The sequence below is a fragment of the Kitasatospora sp. NPDC043950 genome, from assembly GCF_056435345.1.
This window is the reverse complement of record NZ_JBWKER010000019.1, coordinates 112,075-129,583: the sequence shown is the minus strand read 5'-3', so window position 1 is coordinate 129,583 and position 17,509 is coordinate 112,075. Positions and strand designations below refer to the sequence as shown.

Genomic DNA, 17,509 nt, shown 5'->3' with positions numbered 1-17,509 from the left:
CACCACCAAACCCCACCCCCCCCCCCCCCTCCCCCCCCCCCCCCCCCCCCCCCCCCCCCCCCCCCCCCCCCCCCCCCCCCCCCCCCCCCCCCCCTCCGCGTTTTCCTGGGAATTCCCTGACAATATCCCCAGCCTTTGCCTGCGCATTGCACTCGAACTAGTGTTTTATCGGTGAATTTCACGGGAAATTCTCTGGTCCACACTGTTGACCCCGGACGGCGTCCCGGTATGGGATATGAATTCGGCCCCGGTTTCCTCTCGGCATCGGTCCGGCGGCCCCGGTCCACCGCCCATGGCCCGGCCCCCGTCCCGAAGGACCCCTGCCATGCCTGCGCTCACACGGTTCGTCCTTCCGCACGCCGACCCCCGCGTGAGCACCGACCAGCCCGCCGCCGACGAGGACGTCACCTTCGGCCTGCTGCGCGCCCGCTGGACCGGCCGCGGCCTGGAGCTCACCGGCTTCGCCCGCCCGGACGACCTCGACACCGGCCGCCCCGGCTCCGCCTGGACCTGGCTGACCCTGCGCCACGCCGACGGGAGCAGGCCGCCCGTCCACCTGCGCTCCCGGCCCCGCCGGCTGCCCGAGGTCACCGACGACAGCGCCCAGCCCGAGTTCAACCACGACTGGTCCGGCTTCACCGCCCTGATCGAGCCCGGCCGGCTGCGCCACGGCACCGACTGGCTGCTCGGCGACTGGCAGATCGAGACCACCCTGTTCACCCGCCCGCGCCCCACCCGGCTGCGCCGCCGGTACGGCGCCCTCGCCCCGCACTGGTGCGGCTCCGGCGAGTACCCGCCCGCCCACTGGGTGGACCACGACGTCCGTCTCCAGCCGCACTTCACCGACGGCCGGCTCCACCTGCGGCTCGAACGCCCGAGTGTCCGGCTCACCCACGCCACCCCCACCGCCGACGGCCTCGACCTGCGCGGCAGCGCGGACACCTGCCCGTCCGGCACCGTGCTGCGGCTGCGCCACCGGCAGAGCGACGCCGTGATCGAACGGCCGGTCGCCCGCACCGGCAACACCTTCGCCGTCCACCTGCCGTACCGGCCGTTCACCGCCGACGGCCGCGGCAGCGGCGAACTGGAGCACTGGGACACCGAGTTCCTGCACCCCGACGGCAGCACCGAGCAGCTCTGCCCGGACGAGCGCGGCGGCCCGGTGGCCGGCCAGCACCGACTGCCCGACACCCCGGACCGCGCCCTCTACCTCAAGCACCTCGCCGACGGCCGGCTCCAGGTGTGCGTCCAGCCCGCGGCCGGCCTGGTCGAGCGGATCGCCGTCCGGGCCGGCGGCTTCGAACTCACCGGCCGCTGCCCGGACCGCGCCGCGGACCGGCTGGAACTCGTCCTGCGGCACACCGGCACCGCGAGCGAGGTCCGCTCCCCCGTCGAGGCCGACCAGGACGGCCGCTTCAAGGTCCTGCTGCCCGCCACCCGCACCGGCGCCGACGGCACCGCGCTGCCCCTGCGCAAGGGCATCTGGGAGGCCGCGCTGACGCCCGCCGGGCGGCCCGGCCCGAGCCGCCCGCTGCTCGCCGCACCGGCCGCCCTGCCCGCGCTGCCCGCCGCCACCACGGCCGGCGGCAAGCGGATCCTGCTCCAGCGCCGCTGGCACGACACCCTGCTGGTGGACTCCACCCCGGTGCTCACCCCCACCGAGCGCAGCGCCTGGACGCAGAGCCGCCAGCGCGCCGTCCACTACCCCGCCGCCCGCCGCGAACCGCTGCGCGAGGCCGTGCTGTACGACGTGTTCGGCGGCCGCGGCTACGCCGACTCCCCGCGCGCGGTGCACGCCGAACTGGCCCGCCGCGGAGCGCCGTTGGAACACCTCTGGGTGGTCGACGACGCCCAGGCCGAACTGCCGCCCGGGGTCCGGGCCGTCCGGATCTGGAGCCCGGAGTGGTACCGCGCGCTGGCCACCTGCCGGTACCTGGTCGGCAACACGCACTTCCCGGACTTCCTGGAGCGCCGCCCCGGCCAGGTGGTGCTCCAGACCTGGCACGGCTCGCTGCTGAAGCGGATCGCCCACGACGTCGACAACCCCTGGCTGGCCGACCACGGCTACCTGGAGGCGCTCGACCGGGAGACCCCGCAGTGGAGCCTGCTGCTCTCCCCCAGCCCGTTCGCCACCCCGATCCTGCGCCGCGCGTTCCGCTACGACGGCGAGATCCTGGAGGCCGGCTACCCGCGCAACGACGTGCTCGCCCGCCCCGACGAGGCCGCCGCCGCGGCCGTCCGCCGCCGGCTCGGCATCCCGGACGGCAAGCGGATCGTGCTGTACGCGCCGACCTGGCGCGAGGACCAGCAGCGCGGTGACGGCGACGGCTTCCGGCTCGGCCTGCGGCTGGACCTCGACCACGCCCGGCGCCTGCTCGGCCGGGACCACGTGCTGCTGATCCGCCCGCACGCGCACGTCCGCGAGCCGCTGCCGGGCGCCGGGGACGGCTTCCTGTACGACTGCGGGGACTACCCCGACCCGCAGGAGCTGCTGCTGGTCGCGGACGTCCTGGTGACCGACTACTCGTCGATCATGTTCGACTTCGCCGTCACGGGCCGCCCGGTGCTCTTCTTCACCTACGACCTGGAGCACTACCGCGACACCCTGCGCGGCTTCTACTTCGACTTCGAGCCGCAGGCCCCCGGCCCGCTCGTCCCCACCTCGGCCGGACTGCTCGGCGCGCTGCGCGAACTCGCCGACTCCGGCGCGGACCTGCCGCCCGGGTACGCGGAGCGCCACCGGCGCTTCCGGGCCGAGCACTGCGTCCTGGACGACGGCGGCGCGTCCCGCCGGGTGGTCGACCGGATGCTCGAACTCGGAAGGTCAGTCCCGTAGTTCAGGAGAAAAGGTAGCTCCGCCAGGGCCGCCAGACCTCGTCCGCGTCGAAGCGGGAGAGGCCGAAGCCCGGCACCGGGAAGGCCGCCCGGAAGCCGCGCGCCTGCGCGTACGCCTGGTCCAGCGCGTCATCCGGCAGGCCGTGCGCGACCGTCACGTGCGGGTGGTACGGGAACGCCAGCTCGCGGGCCAGCGGGCCGGAGCGGACGTCCGCCTCCAGCAGCCGGCACTCCTGCGCGCCCTCCTCGACCCGGACGAACACCACCGGGGAGACCGGGCGGAAGGTGCCGGCGCCACGCAGCAGCATCCGGAACGGCCGGTGCGCGGCCGCCACCGCCGCCAGGTGCTCCTCGATCTTCGGCAGCGCCTCGGCCGGCACCTCGGTCGGCGGCAGCAGGGTGACGTGCGTCGGTATCGACCGGGCCAGCGGATCGCCGTGCCCGGCCCGGGCGTCCTGGATCTGCGCACCGTACGGATCCGGAACGCTCACGGACACGCCGATGGTGACGGCCTCGGGGAGACCGTCACCATCGGGCAGGCGTGTGAGGGGAGTCACCGCTTGGCGGCCGGGAGGAAGCCGACCCGGTCGTACACCGTCTCCAGCGTCTGCGCGGCCACCTCGCGGGCCTTCTCGGCGCCGATCGCCAGCACCCGGTCCAGCTCGGCCGGGTCGTCCAGGAAGGAGCGGGTGCGCTCCTGGAAGGGGGTGACCCACTCGGTGAACAGCTCGGCCAGCTCGGTCTTCAGGGCGCCGTACATCTTGCCCTCGAAGTGCGCGACCAGCTGGTCGATCGACTGGCCGCTGAGCGCGGAGTGGATGCGCAGCAGGTTGGAGACGCCGGGCTTGCCGTCCTCGTCGTAGGAGACGACGGTGCCGGTGTCGGTGACGGCGCTCTTGAACTTCTTGGCGCTGACCTTCGCCTCGTCCAGCAGGTTGACCAGGCCCTTGTCCGAGGAGGCGGACTTGCTCATCTTGGCGCCCGGGTCCTGGAGGTCCTGGATCTTCGCCGTCTCCTTGAGGATGTACGGCTTCGGCACCGTGAAGGTCTGGCCGTAGCGGGTGTTGAAGCGGTCGGCGAGGTCGCGGGTGAGCTCCAGGTGCTGGCGCTGGTCCTCGCCGACCGGGACGGCGTCCGCCTGGTAGAGCAGGACGTCCGCGACCATCAGCACCGGGTAGGTGAACAGGCCGACCGTGGTGCTGTCCGCGCCGTGTCGGACGGACTTGTCCTTGAACTGGGTCATCCGGGAGGCCTCGCCGAAGCCGGTGAGGCAGTTCATCACCCAGGCGAGCTGCGCGTGCTCGGGCACGTGCGACTGGACGAACAGGGTGCAGTGCTCCGGGTCCAGGCCGGCGCCGAGCAGCTGGGCGGCGGAGACCCGGGTGTTCTCGCGCAGTTCCTTCGGGTCCTGCGAGACGGTGATCGCGTGCAGGTCGACGACCATGTAGAAGGCGTCGTTCTCCTTCTGCAGGTCCACCCACTGGCGCACCGCGCCCAGGTAGTTGCCGAGGTGGAACGAGCCGGAGGTGGGCTGGATGCCGGAGAGAACCCGGGGACGGTCCTTGACCGGACCAGTGACCGCTGCGTTGACCATGCGGGCCATTGTTCCAGTTCCACCGGGCGCTCAGGAAACGTCCGCCCCAGGAGGTTCCGCCAGTGTGACCGCACTCACCCTCACCCGGGCGATCCGCCGGCCCTCCAGCTTGGCCACCGTCAGCAGCACCCCGCCACCGCCCTCGACCGGGACGCGCACCTGGTCGCCGTCCCGGGGCAGCCGGCCGAGCGAGGCGACCAGACAGCCCGCCACCGTCTCGTACGGGCCCTCGGGCAGGGTGGCGCCGGTCTCCTCGGTGAAGTCGCCGAGGTTGAGCAGGCCGTCCAGCTCCATGCCGCCGCCGACCAGCCGGCGGGTGGCGGCGGTCTCCGGCCGGTCGTACTCGTCCCGGATCTCGCCGATCACCTCCTCGACCAGGTCCTCCAGGGTGACGATCCCGGCGGTGCCGCCGTACTCGTCCACCACGATGGCCAGGTGGTGGCCCTCGCGGCGCATCTCGCCCATCGCCTCCAGCACCCGCTTGGTGCCGGGCAGCAGCTTCACCGGGCGGGCCAGGTCGCGGACCTTGGCGGCCTGCTCGCCGCGCGCGCCGTACAGGTCGCGGACGTGCACGAAGCCGACCACGGCGTCGGCGCTGCCCTCGACCACCGGGTAGCGCGAGTGCGGCGAGGTGTCCGCCTGGTGCCGGACGGCGGCCAGCGGGCGCTCGGCGTCCAGGAAGGTCACCTCGGTGCGCGGGACCATCACCTCGCGCAGCTGCCGCTCCCCGGCGGAGAACACGTCCGCGATCAACGCCCGTTCGTCGCTGCCGAGTTCGGTGTTGGCGGCGACCAGGCCGCGCAGCTCCTCGGAGCTCATCGAGCCACGGCCGGCGGCCGGGTCGCCGCCCAGCAGGCGGACCATCAGGTTGGTGGAGTGGCCGAGCAGCCAGATCACCGGGCGCAGCGCCACCGACATCACGTCCACCACCGGGGCCGCGATCACCGCGATCGACTCGGCCCGCTGCAGGCCGATCCGCTTGGGGGTGAGTTCGCCGAGAACCAGCGAGACGTAGCTGATCACCAGGGTGAGGCCGACCAGGGCGACCGCGTCGGCGACGCCCTCGGTGAGCCCGGCCCGGACGAACAGCGGCGCGACCTTGCCGGCCAGGGTGTCCGCGCCGAAGGCGGCGGACAGGAAGCCCATGCAGGTCACGCCGACCTGGACGGCGGCCAGGAAGCGGTTGGGGTCGGCGGCCAGGTGCGCGGCCCGGGCGGACCGCCGGGTGCCGAGCGCCTCCAGCGTCCGGATCTGGCCCTCGCGCAGCGAGATCAGCGAGATCTCGGCGACGTTGAACAGCCCGCCCAGCAGGATGAAGACGAGGACGAGCAGGGCGTCCCCGAGGGTTTCGTTCACAGCGGGTCAGTGTAAGACCGGCCGGCGCCCGGGGAGTGGAAGAACGAGCGACGGCCGGTCACACGACGGCCCGCCGCCTCCGGGAAGGAGACGGCGGGCCGTCGGGAAAGCGGTGCCGCGGGGCTCAGATGAGGCCCAGCTCCTGGACCGCGTCGCGCTCCTCGGTCAGCTCCTTGACCGAGGCGTCGATGCGGGCGCGCGAGAAGTCGGAGATCTCCAGGCCCTGGACGATCTCGAACTTGCCGGCCTTGGTGGTGACCGGGAAGGAGGAGATCAGGCCCTGCGGGACGCCGTAGGAGCCGTCCGAGACGACGCCCATGGAGGTCCAGTCGCCCTCGGCGGTGCCGTTGACCCAGGTGTACACGTGGTCGATGGCGGCGTTGGCGGCCGAGGCGGCCGAGGAGGCGCCACGGGCCTCGATGATGGCCGCGCCGCGCTTGGCGACGGTCGGGATGAAGGTCTCGTCCAGCCAGGCCTGGTCGCTGCCGATGGCCTCGAAGGCCGGCTTGCCGGCGATCTCGGCCTGGAAGACGTCCGGGTACTGGGTGGCGGAGTGGTTGCCCCAGATGGTGACGCGCTTGATGTCGGAGACGGGCGCACCGGTCTTGATGGAGAGCTGGCCGACCGCGCGGTTGTGGTCCAGGCGGGTCATCGCGGTGAAGCGCTCGGCCGGGACGTCCGGGGCGTTGCGCTGGGCGATCAGGGCGTTGGTGTTGGCCGGGTTGCCGACGACCAGGACCTTGATGTCGTCCGCGGCGTGGTCGTTGATCGCCTTGCCCTGCGGGCCGAAGATGCCGCCGTTGGCCTGCAGCAGGTCGCCGCGCTCCATGCCGGCGGTGCGCGGACGGGCGCCGACCAGCAGCGCGACGTTGGCGCCGTCGAAGGCCTCGTTCGGGTTGTCGGTGATCGTGATGTCACGCAGCAGCGGGAACGCGCAGTCGACGAGCTCCATGGCGGTGCCCTCGGCGGCCTTGAGGCCCTGCGGAATCTCCAGGAGGCGCAGGTTCACCGGGACGTCGGCACCGAGCAGGTGGCCCGAGGCGATGCGGAAGAGCAGCGCGTAGCCGATCTGGCCGGCCGCTCCGGTGATGGTGACGTTGACGGGGGTGCGGGTCATTTCTACCTTCTCCAGCAGATCGCCAGGTGCCCCAGGCACACCGGCGCGCTGGAGCCGAGGATGATCTCTCGACATCGAGAGACCGGCGTCAGGTTATCGCAAAGGGAAGCGTACGCCGCGGGTGCGGGCCTGGCTGATGCGTCACAACGGACGGCGGCCCCCGCCCTGGCTCGCAGGGCGGGGGCCGTCACGGTCGCCCCGGCGTCAGTGCTTGGGCCGGCCGATCAACTTGCCGATGTTGTCGAGCAGCGGGATCTCCAGCCACGGGTTCGGCTGCGCCACCAGGGTCAGCAGCACGATCGACGCTCCCAGGAAGGTCAGCACGATCACGTCGGTGAAGCGGCTGCGCACCGCCAGCATCCCGACCTCGGGCAGCACCAGCCGCAGGACGGCCCCGAGCAGCACCCCGCAGCCGAGGATCAGCAGCCCGTACTTGAAGCCGTCCTTGAAGTCGGCGAACCAGGTGACCGCGAGGCCGGCCCCGACCACCAGCAGGACCAGCGTTATCGGCCACTGCCGGACCGGCAGGGTGTGGTCGCGCCCGAGGGCTGCGGCCGCGCCCTCGGGCGGCAGGGTGCCGGTGGTCTTGACCGGCCTGCGCGGGGTCCGCGCCGGTCGCGGTTCCGTCATGCTCGCCGTCCCTCGTGGTGGTGTCGGTCGCGGGGTCAGACGCCGGCGCGGCGCTCGGCCGCCACGACGATGTTGTTGAGCAGCATCGCGCGGGTCATCGGGCCCACGCCGCCGGGGTTCGGGGAGATCCAGGCGGCCACCTCGGCCACGCCCGGGTGCACGTCGCCGACGATCTTGCCCTCGCTGCGGCTGACGCCCACGTCCAGCACCGCCGCGCCCGGCTTGACGTCCTCCGGCTTGACCAGGTGCGGCACGCCCGCGGCGGCCACGATGATGTCGGCCTTGCGCAGGTGGTAGCCGAGGTCCCGGGTGCCGGTGTGGCACAGGGTCACGGTGGCGTTCTCGCTGCGGCGGGTCAGCAGCAGGCCGATCGAGCGGCCGACGGTGACGCCGCGGCCGATCACGACCACCTCGGCGCCGTCGATCTCGACGTCGTGCCGGCGCAGCAGCTCGACGATGCCCAGCGGGGTGCACGGCAGCGGCCCCTCGATGCCCAGGGCGAGCCGGCCGAGCGAGGTCGGGTGCAGGCCGTCGGCGTCCTTGTCCGGGTCCATCAGCTCCAGGACCGGGTTCTGGTCCAGGCCCTTGGGCAGCGGCAGCTGGACGATGTAGCCGGTGCAGGAGGGGTCGGCGTTGAGCTCGCGGACGACGTTCTCGACGTCCTCCTGGGTGGCGGTGGCGGGCAGCTCGCGCTGGATCGAGGCGATGCCGACCTCGGCGCAGTCCTTGTGCTTCCCGTTGACGTACCAGCGGCTGCCCGGGTCGTCGCCGACCAGGACGGTGCCGAGGCCGGGCGTGACGCCCTTCGCCTTGAGGACCGCCACGCGGGCGGCGAGTTCGGACTTGATCGCGGCGGCGGTGGCCTTGCCATCGAGAATCTGGGCAGTCATGACCCCATTCTCCCGGATCGGGGCAAGCCGCCGTACCAGGGCCCGTCTTCGAGCTCCCGCCGTCCTCCCGCCGTCCGCTCGGCGCGCGCTCGATGGGCGCTCGATGGGCGCTCGATGGGCGCTCGATGGGCGCTCGGCGGGCGCTCGGCGGGCGGGAGCCGGAGGCGGGCCCCACCTCCGGCTTCCGGTCGGACGGGTACGGAAGGCCTGGACCACGTTGCGGTTGCGCCACAGTCTCGGTCCGGCGCGCGGAACCGGCTGGACACGGCCCCGCCGTCCGGTTGACGATATGCGGGCATTCCCTGCCGCGACCCGGCCCGGTGACGGGCCGACGGACACCCGGCGGGGGCGTACCCGGGGGAAAGAGCACGTGAGCCGACCACTTCAGACCGAGCCGCCCGACCACTGCGGCGCAGTCCTGCCCGCAGCGGGCCCGTCGACGACTCCGCTCTCACCGTTCTCACCATTCTCAGCGCTCTCACCGCGCGTCTGAGCCGGCCGCGCCCGGCTCCGCTCCGGGCTGTCACTCCCCTCCGTTAGCGTCCCGTTCCACCGGCGACCCGACTCGCCAACCGGAACCGGGCCCTCCGTCCCGTCCCCACGTCCCCGCAACTGCCCGGAGGCATCGATGAGTTACCCGCCCGACCCGAACAACCCGAACAACCCGTACGGCCAGCCCCCGCAGGCTCCCGGCTACGGCTACCCCCAGCAGGCCCCGCCGGCCGGGTACGGCTACCCGCCGCCCGCGCCGGGCTACGGCGGACCGGGCTACGGCTACCCGCCGGCCGTCCCGCAGAACATGCCGGGCCTGGTGGTCACCACCCGGGTGCTGCTGTTCATCATCGGCGCCGTGCAGATCATCGGCGGGGGCATCTACCTGATAGCCGCCGCGGCGGCCAAGGAGGTCACCAACCGGGCCCAGGAGATCGACGGGAGCGACCCGTTCAACGGCTTCGGCAACGCGGCGGCCGGCGTGCTGGTGGTCGTCGGCATCGTGTGCGCGCTGTTCGCGGCCTTCTCCATCACGCTGGGCGTGAAGTTCGGCAAGGGCGGGCCCGCGGTCCGCATCACCACCCTGGTGTACGGCTCGTTCGGCGCGCTGCTCGGCCTGCTGGGGCTGGCCGGCTCGTTCGCCAACAACGCCAACCCGGTCGGCATCGTCTTCACGCTGATGTGGCTCGCGGTCTCGATCACGATGATCGTCGGGATGAGCGTCAAGGACGGCGTCGCCTGGTTCGCCCGGCCGCGCTACTGACCGGCTGCGCTGGCCGGCCGGGTCGCTGACCGGCCGCACTACCGACCGGCCCCGTCCGAGCCGATCGGACGACGAGCGGCCCGGCTCCCCTTCCGGAGGAGCCGGGCCGCTCTGTCATGCCGTCACCCGGGCGGTGCGCCGGGCGAGCGGTGGAACGCGATCAGTGGAAGAAGTGTCGGGCACCGGTGAAGTACATCGTCACCCCGGCCTCGGCGGCCGCCGCGACGACCTCCTCGTCCCGGATCGAACCGCCCGGCTGGACGATCGCCTTGACGCCGGCCGCGATCAGGATGGCCGGGCCGTCCGCGAACGGGAAGAACGCGTCCGAGGCCGCGTACGCGCCCTTGGCCCGCTCCCCGGCCCGCTCGACCGCGAGCTTGCAGGAGTCGACCCGGTTGACCTGGCCCATGCCGACGCCCACCGAGGCGCCGCCCTTGGCCAGCAGGATCGCGTTGGACTTGACGGCCCGACAGGCCCGCCAGGCGAAGGCCAGCTCGGCCAGCTCGGCCTCGGACAGCGCCTCGCCGGTGGCCAGCCGCCAGTTCGCCGGGTCGTCGCCCTCGGCCTGCACCCGGTCGGCGTCCTGGAGCAGCACGCCGCCGGAGACCGGGCGCAGCTCCTGGCGGTTGGCCGGCGCCTCGGGGGCCAGCAGCACCCGCAGGTTCTTCTTCCGGGCCAGCACCTCGACGGCGCCGTCCTCGTAGCCGGGGGCCACCACGACCTCGGTGAAGATCGGGGCGATCTGCTCGGCCAGCTCGACGGTGACCGGGCGGTTGACCGCGATCACGCCGCCGTACGCCGAGACCGGGTCGCACTCGTGCGCCTTGCGGTGCGCCTCGGCGACGTCCGCGCCGGTCGCGATGCCGCACGGGTTGGCGTGCTTGATGATCGCGACGGCCGGCTCGGCGTGGTCGTACGCGGCGCGGCGGGCGGCGTCGGTGTCGACGTAGTTGTTGTACGACATCTCCTTGCCGTGCAGCTGCTCCGCGCCGGCCAGGCCGCCGCTGCCGTCGCTGTACAGCGCGGCGCCCTGGTGCGGGTTCTCGCCGTAGCGCAGCACGTTCTGCCGCTCCCAGGTGGCGCCCAGGAACTCCGGGAACCGCTCGTCGCTCGGCGCGTAGCCGGCCTCGAACCAGGAGGCGACCGCGACGTCGTACGCGGCGGTGTGCGCGAACGCCGCACCGGCCAGGCGCTTGCGGGTGGCCAGGTCGAAGCCGCCCTCCTGGACGGCGCGCAGCACGTCGTCGTAACGGGCCGGGTCGACCACCACGGCCACCGACGGGTGGTTCTTGGCCGCGGCGCGGACCATGCTCGGGCCGCCGATGTCGATCTGCTCGACGCACTCGTCCGGGGTGGCGCCCGAGGCGACGGTGGCCTTGAACGGGTAGAGGTTCACCACGACCAGGTCGAAGGGCTCGACGCCCAGCTCGGCCAGCTGCGCGCGGTGCGACTCCAGCCGCAGGTCGGCGAGCACGCCGGCGTGCACGCGGGGGTGCAGCGTCTTCACGCGCCCGTCCAGGCACTCCGGGAAGCCGGTCAGCTCGGAGACCTCGGTCACCGGGACGCCGGCGGCGGCGATCCGGCCGGCGGTGGAGCCGGTGGAGACGATCGCGACCCCGGCGGCGTGCAGGCCCTGGGCCAGCTCCTCCAGACCGGTCTTGTCGTACACGCTGATCAGCGCGCGACGGATCGGACGGATGTTCTCCGAAACGGGGGGCGTGGTGGAGCTGGCACTCATGCTCCCACCTCACTGCGCTCGGCGGGCGCTGCGCGCCAGGCACCATTCTCGATGATTCGCTCGCTCCGCTCACTCATGTGCCGGAATCCATACCTTTCGGTCCTCGATGCGGTGGCCCTCGCGGGCCAGCCGGCCCACGACGTCGACGAGCAGCTTGCGCTCGACAGTCTTGATGCGCTCGTGCAGCGCTTCGCCGCCATCGGCGTGGTCGGCGTCGACGACCTCGACGACGCCCTGCGCGATGATCGGCCCGGTGTCCACCCCGGCGTCGACCAGGTGGACGGTGCAACCGGTGACCCTCACCCCGTACGCGAGCGCGTCGGTGACGCCGTGGGCGCCGGGGAAGGAGGGCAGCAGCGCGGGATGGGTGTTGACGATCCGCCCGGCGAAGGCCGCGATGAACTCGGGCCCGAGGATCTTCATGAAACCGGCCGTGACCACCAGGTCCGGCTCGTGGGCGGCGACGGCGGCGGTCAGCGCGCGGTCCCAGTCGGCCCGGTCGGCGAAGTCCTTCACCCGGTGGACGAAGACCGGCAGGCCCGCCTTCTCGGCCCGCTCCAGGCCCGCGATGCCGTCGCGGTCCGCACCCACGGCGAGGATCTCGGCGCCGTACGCCGGATCGGCGGCGGCGTCGAGCAGCGCCTGCAGATTGGTGCCGGAACCGGAGACGAGCACCACCAGGCGGGCCGGTCCGGGCGTACGGGGCGGGAAGAGCTGAGCGGGGGCGGCGGCCACTGCGCGATTCTCCGTAGGTCGGGCGCCGCCCGCTGGTACGTCCACCGGTGGTGGGGCCACTACGAACGGCAGGTCGAGCGAGGGGGAACACCAGGAGAACCCACCGCGACGCGGGCACCCGGGAACCTCTGCGAGCTGCTGACCGTCACCACGATAACGGCTGGTCGGACGGCCTCCGCACCCTCCTGGCGGCGCTACGCGCGTAGTTGAGACGGGGATCTCCTCCGTCCCGCGCGGCGGAGTTGCCCCGGGCACGGGCCCGCCCGGCACCCGCGCAGCGGGCAGGCCGCCGGAGGACCGGCGAACGGCTGCGGGATCATAGGGGAGGCGGGAGACCGCCCCTCCGACCGAGAAGGAATGGCTGAACCATGAGCAGCGGTGACGACACCGGCGAGCGCAACCCCTTCGCGCCGCCGCCGGCGGATGCCCCGGACCAGCCGTGGCAGCCGCGCAACCCCTGGCCCGGCGAGGGCCTGGACGACACCGGCGGCCAGGGCCCCGGCGAACGCCCGCAGCTCCCGCCGCCGCACCCCTGGGGCCTCGGCCGGCCCGAGGACGGCCGCCCCAACCCCCCGGCCCCGCAGCCGCCCAAGCTCGACCCCGCCGACCCCGCCCAGCGCCGGGCCCGCAACGCCGCGCTGGCCGGGCCGCTCGCGCTGGTCTGCCTGTTCGTCGGCTTCCACTGGGCCGCCCTGTTCGTCGGCGCGCTCGGCATCGTGTGGGGCATCAGCGCACTGCGGACCCCCAAGCCCGCCCCAGCCGCCGCCGTCACCGGCGCCGCCCACCAGCCCGCCGCCCCGAACCCGCTCACCCCGGCCGCGCTCGCCGGAATCCTCACCGGCGCGATGACCGTCGTGGTCGCGACCTCGGTGATCGGCCTCGGGATGTACTACAACGACTACGTCACCTGCGTCCGGGACTCGCTGACCTCCGTCGGCGCCGAGAACTGCGACCGGTTCGCGCCCAAGTGGTACGTCGACTTCACCGGGAACGCGGGCTAGGTCCTGTCCGTCCGGTCTTGCCGGACAAGGCCCAGGACGGACAGGGCTAGTCGTTCCCGGGGGCCCGCCCGCCCAGGCGCAGCACCGCGGCGTACCCGCGGGCCCGCAGCAGCAGCACCCCCCGGCGCAGCCGCTCGGCGGACCGGGCGCGGGCCGCGGGCGGGACCTCCTCGTCGGCGTACGCGTCGAGTTTCTCGGCGGTCTGCCCGTCGACCTCTCTGTCGACCTCTTCGTCGGCCTCCGGGACCGTTGCGGGGCACAGCGCCCGATGGCGGACCAGCAGCGCGCCCGGCACGGCCACCAGCGCGAACCAGCCCGCCGCCGCCGGTCCCGTCCACCAGGGTGCCGGTCCCAGCCGGGCCATCCGGCCGCCCGCCAGCGCGCCACCCGACAGCCAGCCCGCCGCCGCCACCGCGACGCCCGTCAGCAGCGCCGCCGCCAGCACCGCCACCACCGTCGCCGCGAGCGGCCACGGTCCGTCGCCGCCCCCGTCACCGTCGTCGACGCCGTCGCTGTCGTCGGCCCCGGCCGCCGCGCGCGGGCCGGCCGCCGCCCGGCCCAGCAGCACCGCCGGCACCACCCCCGCCAGCACCGGCAGCAGCAGTGCCGCCAGCCGCCAGCCGCCCGGGCCCTCCGCCGGCAGCAGGGCGAACATCGGGAACTCCGGGACGGGGCCCAGCACGGTGCCGCCCGGCGCCACCACCGTCCCGGAACCCACCGCGAACCCCGGGCCCAGGGCGTACGCCGTCCCCCAGAGCACCGCGTTCGGCAGCAGCACCACCCCGAGCAGCAGCAGCCCGACCAGGGCCGCCGGTCCGCGCCCGAGCACCGCCATCCCGTGCCCGCCCCCGGACGCCGCGTCCAGCGCCGCCGCCACCGCCACCAGCACCCCGCCCGCCGCCACCAGGCCCGCCCCGGCCGCCAGCACCGAGCCGCGCACCGCCGCCGCGCCGCCGACCGGTCGGAGCGGCGCGGGCAGCCGGTCCAGCAGCTGCCACGCCGGGCGGCGGGGCGGGGCGTCGGGGCCGGCGGCCCGGGCCGAACGCGCGCCCGCCGCCGTCGCCAGCCCGGCCAGCAACCCCACCACCAGCACGTCCGGCAGCACCCTGGCCCGGAACAGCCCGGCGCCCGTGCAGTGCAGCACCACCGCCACCGCGACCGCGCAGTAGCCCGCCCAGACCGCAACCGGGCCGCCCCAGCGCGGCCGGGGCCCGCGCCGCGACGCCACCCCGGCGGCGGCCCGGTACAGCTGAGCCACCGCCAGCACGCCCAGCAGCAGCGGGGTGACGGTCAGCGGCGCGCCCGCGTCCCCCCGCAGCACCGGCGCGCCGTGCCCGAGCAGCCACAACGCCCCCGCCAACCGGGTGGCGCCGGTCGCCCCGTTGTCCGCGTACGGCGTCGCCACCCAGAGCCCGAGCACCGGCACCCCGACAACCGCCAGGCCGACCAGCGCCGTCCGCACCCCCGCCAACAGGTCGGCCGGCAACGGGCGTCCGCCCAGTTCGCCCGGCAGTTCCAGGATCGGACGGCCCATCAGCTGCGTCATGCGCCTCATGGTGCCAAGGCGACTCGCCATGCCTCGTGAAGCGGCAAACCGCCGCCGTGTCCCAGATTATTGGCTTATGCGCATTTTCAGACCCGATCCCCAAGCCGCCGGCGGACCGGCCCGGAGCGTCTGATGACCACGCCACCCACCGCCGAACACCCCGCCGGCGCCGACTCCCCCACCCCCGGGAACCGCGCCCGCAAGCCCCGGACCACCCACCCCGACCAGGACGCGGCCCGCCTCCTACGGAAACTGACACCCCGTGAGGCCCAGGTGCTCGCCCACCTCGCCGCCGGCCGCGACCTCCAGCAGTCGGCCGCCGCCCTCGGCGTCACCCCGGCCACCGCCCGCAGCTACGTCCAGCGGGCCATGCGCAAACTCGGCGCGGCCACCGAGGCCGAGGCCGTCGCCCTCACCACCGCCCGCCCGAAGAGCCCCGACCCCGCACCGCCCGACCCCGCACCGCCCGGCCCCGACGCACCGCCCGGCCCCGACGCACCGGGCGACGCCCAGACGGGCCCTCCCGCCGACCCCCGTACCCCCGACCCCGCGCCGCAGCGCCCGCCCGTCCTCGGCACCGGAGGAGAGCACGCCGGGCCCGCCCTCGCGCACCCCGGCCAGGCCGCCCACGCCACCGCCGCCGCCCACGCCCACGCCCAGACCGCCCCGAACGCCCCGGGAGGGAGCATCAGCACACCCGCCGTCACCACGACACCGCCTGGCACCCGCGACACCCCGCCCGCGGCGCAGGACCGACCCGACGGCCCGGCCGCCGACCCCGGGCGGCCCGCCCACGTGGCCACGCCGGCCGACGGCGAGCGGGCCGGGCCGGCCAAGAGCTTCGAGGAGTTGTACGAGCAGGCGCACACCCGGCTGGTGCAGCAGGTGTTCCTGCTGACCGCCTGCCGGCACCGGGCGGCGCACTGCGTCCGGCTGGCGTTCGGGGCGGCGCGCCGGGGCTGGGCGGAGGTGGCCGCGACGGGGGATCCGGAAGGGTGGGTGCGGGTACGGGCGTGCGAGCTGGCACTGTCCCCGTGGCACCGGGGCGGGCCCCGGCGGATGCACGCCTGGAAGCTGCCGCACCGGCGGATCCGGGTGCGGCCGGCGGACGAGTCGCAGGCGGTGCTGCCCGATCACGACCGGCTGACCGACCGGGACCGGGCGCTGCTGAAGGCACTGCGGCGGCTGTCCCGGCCGCAGCGCCGGGCGCTGGTGCTGCACGACGGGCTGGGCCTGCCGGCGGCGGCGGTCGCGGTGGAGGTGGAGTCGACGCTGGCGGCGGCCGAGGGGCGGGTGTGGGCGGCCCGGGTGGCACTGGCCCGGTGGGTACCGGAGCTGCTGGGGCCGGATCCGGCGGCGCCGGGGTTCGCGGACGGCCTGAGCGGGCTGCTGCACCGGGCGGCGGTCCGGGGCTGCCCGGAACCGCACCGGCCGCCGGTGCCGGTGCTGCGGGCCCGGCACCGCCTGTGGACCGCGAGCCGGACGGGGGCGGCGGCGCTGCTGACGGCGGCGGTGGGCGGGGCGGCTCTGGCGACGCTGGTGGGGATCCGGCCGGTGACGCTGTTCCGGTCCCCGGAGCCGCCGGAGCCGGCGATGTGCCTGTCGGCGGCGGGCGCAGGCGAGCCGGGTGTGCCGGCGCTGCCGGGCGGGCCGCCGAACGTCGTCCGCAGCCTGTGGTGCAGCCCGACGCCGGGGGTGGAGGCGGTCGTGATGGAGTCGGCGCCGCAGGCCGCCGCGCGGTGGGAGCTGCCGGCGGTCGCCCGGGGGGCGGGCGCCCCGCCGCCGCAGGGTCCGGAGGTCTGCCCGCTGTGGTCACCGCTGCCGTGCACGACCGGGCCCACGCCGTACTGACGGCGTCCGCGGACGCGCGAGCGCCCCTGCCCGTGAAGGGCAGGGGCGCTCGCTGCGCGGTCGACCGACGTCAGCCGGCGATGATCTCGCGCGCCAGGCGGGCGGTCTCGGACGGCGTCTTGCCGACCTTGACACCGGCGGCCTCGAGGGCCTCCTTCTTCGCCTGGGCGGTGCCCGAGGAGCCGGAGACGATGGCGCCGGCGTGGCCCATGGTCTTGCCCTCGGGGGCGGTGAAGCCCGCGACGTAGCCGACGACCGGCTTGGTGACGTGCTCGGCGATGTAGGCCGCGGCACGCTCCTCGGCGTCGCCACCGATCTCACCGATCATGACGATGAGCTCGGTCTCCGGGTCCTCCTGGAACGCCTTGAGGGCGTCGATGTGGGTGGTGCCGATGACCGGGTCACCGCCGATGCCCACGGCCGAGGAGAAGCCGATGTCCCGCAGCTCGTACATGAGCTGGTAGGTCAGGGTGCCGGACTTCGAGACCAGGCCGATCTTGCCGGAGGTGGTGATGTCGGCCGGGATGATGCCGGCGTTCGACTGTCCGGGGCTGATCAGGCCGGGGCAGTTCGGGCCGATGATCCGGGTCTTGTTGCCCTTCGAACCGGCGTACGCCCAGAAGGCGGCGGTGTCGTGCACCGGGACGCCCTCGGTGATCACGACGGCCAGGCCGATCTCGGCGTCGATGGCCTCGACGACGGCGTCCTTGGTGAACTTCGGCGGCACGAAGATGACGGTGACATCGGCACCGGTCTTCTCCATGGCCTCGGCGACGCCGCCGAAGACGGGCACCTCGGTGCCGTCGACGTCGACCGTGGTGCCGGCCTTGCGCGGGTTGACACCGCCGACGATCTGGGTGCCGGAGGCGAGCATGCGGCGGGTGTGCTTCATGCCCTCGGAGCCGGTCATGCCCTGGACGATGACCTTGCTGTCCTTGGTAAGGAAGATAGCCATGGTGTG

The 17,509-nt window shown here is 74.3% G+C and carries 14 protein-coding genes; 4 read left to right on the top strand and 10 right to left on the bottom strand.

The window, feature by feature from the left end:
• The first annotated feature begins 325 nt into the window (after window positions 1–325).
• Complete coding sequence (locus AC07BF_RS15520) at window positions 326–2,836, top strand: CDP-glycerol glycerophosphotransferase family protein (protein WP_363580206.1); 2,511 nt, start codon at window positions 326–328, stop codon at window positions 2,834–2,836.
• 1 nt (window position 2,837) lies between these two features.
• On the opposite strand, the gene AC07BF_RS15515 is transcribed toward AC07BF_RS15520, so the two are convergent.
• The 6 genes from AC07BF_RS15515 to AC07BF_RS15490 form a co-directional block, all read right to left on the bottom strand.
• A complete protein-coding gene (locus tag AC07BF_RS15515; protein ID WP_347878545.1) occupies window positions 2,838–3,326 on the bottom strand; it encodes a 2'-5' RNA ligase family protein in 489 nt (162 codons plus the stop codon).
• Between the two features lie 62 nt (window positions 3,327–3,388).
• A complete protein-coding gene (trpS, locus tag AC07BF_RS15510) occupies window positions 3,389–4,429 on the bottom strand; it encodes a tryptophan--tRNA ligase (protein ID WP_363580204.1) in 1,041 nt (346 codons plus the stop codon).
• A 30-nt stretch (window positions 4,430–4,459) separates the two neighbouring features.
• Window positions 4,460–5,785, bottom strand: a complete 1,326-nt coding sequence (locus AC07BF_RS15505) for a hemolysin family protein (RefSeq protein ID WP_363580202.1) — start codon at window positions 5,783–5,785, stop codon at window positions 4,460–4,462.
• Between the two features lie 124 nt (window positions 5,786–5,909).
• Window positions 5,910–6,902, bottom strand: a complete 993-nt coding sequence (locus tag AC07BF_RS15500; RefSeq protein WP_350877220.1) for a malate dehydrogenase — start codon at window positions 6,900–6,902, stop codon at window positions 5,910–5,912.
• 204 nt (window positions 6,903–7,106) lie between these two features.
• A complete protein-coding gene (locus tag AC07BF_RS15495; RefSeq protein WP_063349030.1) occupies window positions 7,107–7,532 on the bottom strand; it encodes a DUF3017 domain-containing protein in 426 nt (141 codons plus the stop codon).
• Between the two features lie 35 nt (window positions 7,533–7,567).
• A complete protein-coding gene (locus AC07BF_RS15490; protein ID WP_363580198.1) occupies window positions 7,568–8,422 on the bottom strand; it encodes a bifunctional methylenetetrahydrofolate dehydrogenase/methenyltetrahydrofolate cyclohydrolase in 855 nt (284 codons plus the stop codon).
• Window positions 8,423–9,050: 628 nt separating this feature from the next.
• Here AC07BF_RS15490 and AC07BF_RS15485 point away from each other — a divergent pair.
• The gene (locus tag AC07BF_RS15485; RefSeq protein WP_363580196.1) at window positions 9,051–9,677 is read left to right on the top strand and encodes a hypothetical protein; all 627 of its coding nucleotides are present in this window, start codon (window positions 9,051–9,053) and stop codon (window positions 9,675–9,677) included.
• A 160-nt stretch (window positions 9,678–9,837) separates the two neighbouring features.
• Here the strand turns inward: AC07BF_RS15485 and purH are convergent, their stop codons facing one another.
• Both purH and purN read right to left on the bottom strand, forming a co-directional pair.
• Window positions 9,838–11,415, bottom strand: a complete 1,578-nt coding sequence (gene purH, locus AC07BF_RS15480) for a bifunctional phosphoribosylaminoimidazolecarboxamide formyltransferase/IMP cyclohydrolase (protein ID WP_363580194.1) — start codon at window positions 11,413–11,415, stop codon at window positions 9,838–9,840.
• 69 nt (window positions 11,416–11,484) lie between these two features.
• Window positions 11,485–12,150: a phosphoribosylglycinamide formyltransferase gene (purN, locus tag AC07BF_RS15475; protein WP_063349026.1), complete on the bottom strand. Its 666-nt coding sequence runs from the start codon at window positions 12,148–12,150 to the stop codon at window positions 11,485–11,487.
• 368 nt (window positions 12,151–12,518) lie between these two features.
• Between purN and AC07BF_RS15470 the strand changes: the two genes are divergently transcribed.
• On the top strand, window positions 12,519–13,151 hold the full coding sequence (locus AC07BF_RS15470) for a hypothetical protein (protein WP_400811287.1): 633 nt from the start codon (window positions 12,519–12,521) through the stop codon (window positions 13,149–13,151).
• A gap of 46 nt (window positions 13,152–13,197) precedes the next feature.
• On the opposite strand, the gene AC07BF_RS15465 is transcribed toward AC07BF_RS15470, so the two are convergent.
• Complete coding sequence (locus tag AC07BF_RS15465; RefSeq protein ID WP_478333457.1) at window positions 13,198–14,697, bottom strand: cell division protein PerM; 1,500 nt, start codon at window positions 14,695–14,697, stop codon at window positions 13,198–13,200.
• A 132-nt stretch (window positions 14,698–14,829) separates the two neighbouring features.
• Between AC07BF_RS15465 and AC07BF_RS15460 the strand changes: the two genes are divergently transcribed.
• Window positions 14,830–16,548, top strand: coding sequence for a sigma factor-like helix-turn-helix DNA-binding protein (locus tag AC07BF_RS15460; protein WP_478333456.1), 1,719 nt, complete (start codon window positions 14,830–14,832; stop codon window positions 16,546–16,548).
• Between the two features lie 70 nt (window positions 16,549–16,618).
• Here the strand turns inward: AC07BF_RS15460 and sucD are convergent, their stop codons facing one another.
• A complete protein-coding gene (gene sucD, locus AC07BF_RS15455; protein WP_063349021.1) occupies window positions 16,619–17,503 on the bottom strand; it encodes a succinate--CoA ligase subunit alpha in 885 nt (294 codons plus the stop codon).
• Between the last annotated feature and the right edge of the window lie 6 nt (window positions 17,504–17,509).

What these genes read in the sequence shown, in the direction of transcription:
- AC07BF_RS15520 (WP_363580206.1), top strand. Translation starts at nt 326, where the DNA reads ATGCCTGCGCTCACACGGTTCGTCCTTCCGCACGCCGACCCCCGCGTG.
- trpS (WP_363580204.1), bottom strand. Translation starts at nt 4,429, where the DNA reads ATGGTCAACGCAGCGGTCACTGGTCCGGTCAAGGACCGTCCCCGGGTT.
- AC07BF_RS15500 (WP_350877220.1), bottom strand. Translation starts at nt 6,902, where the DNA reads ATGACCCGCACCCCCGTCAACGTCACCATCACCGGAGCGGCCGGCCAG.
- AC07BF_RS15495 (WP_063349030.1), bottom strand. Translation starts at nt 7,532, where the DNA reads ATGACGGAACCGCGACCGGCGCGGACCCCGCGCAGGCCGGTCAAGACC.
- AC07BF_RS15490 (WP_363580198.1), bottom strand. Translation starts at nt 8,422, where the DNA reads ATGACTGCCCAGATTCTCGATGGCAAGGCCACCGCCGCCGCGATCAAG.
- AC07BF_RS15485 (WP_363580196.1), top strand. Translation starts at nt 9,051, where the DNA reads ATGAGTTACCCGCCCGACCCGAACAACCCGAACAACCCGTACGGCCAG.
- purH (WP_363580194.1), bottom strand. Translation starts at nt 11,415, where the DNA reads ATGAGTGCCAGCTCCACCACGCCCCCCGTTTCGGAGAACATCCGTCCG.
- AC07BF_RS15470 (WP_400811287.1), top strand. Translation starts at nt 12,519, where the DNA reads ATGAGCAGCGGTGACGACACCGGCGAGCGCAACCCCTTCGCGCCGCCG.
- AC07BF_RS15465 (WP_478333457.1), bottom strand. Translation starts at nt 14,697, where the DNA reads ATGACGCAGCTGATGGGCCGTCCGATCCTGGAACTGCCGGGCGAACTG.
- AC07BF_RS15460 (WP_478333456.1), top strand. Translation starts at nt 14,830, where the DNA reads ATGACCACGCCACCCACCGCCGAACACCCCGCCGGCGCCGACTCCCCC.
- sucD (WP_063349021.1), bottom strand. Translation starts at nt 17,503, where the DNA reads ATGGCTATCTTCCTTACCAAGGACAGCAAGGTCATCGTCCAGGGCATG.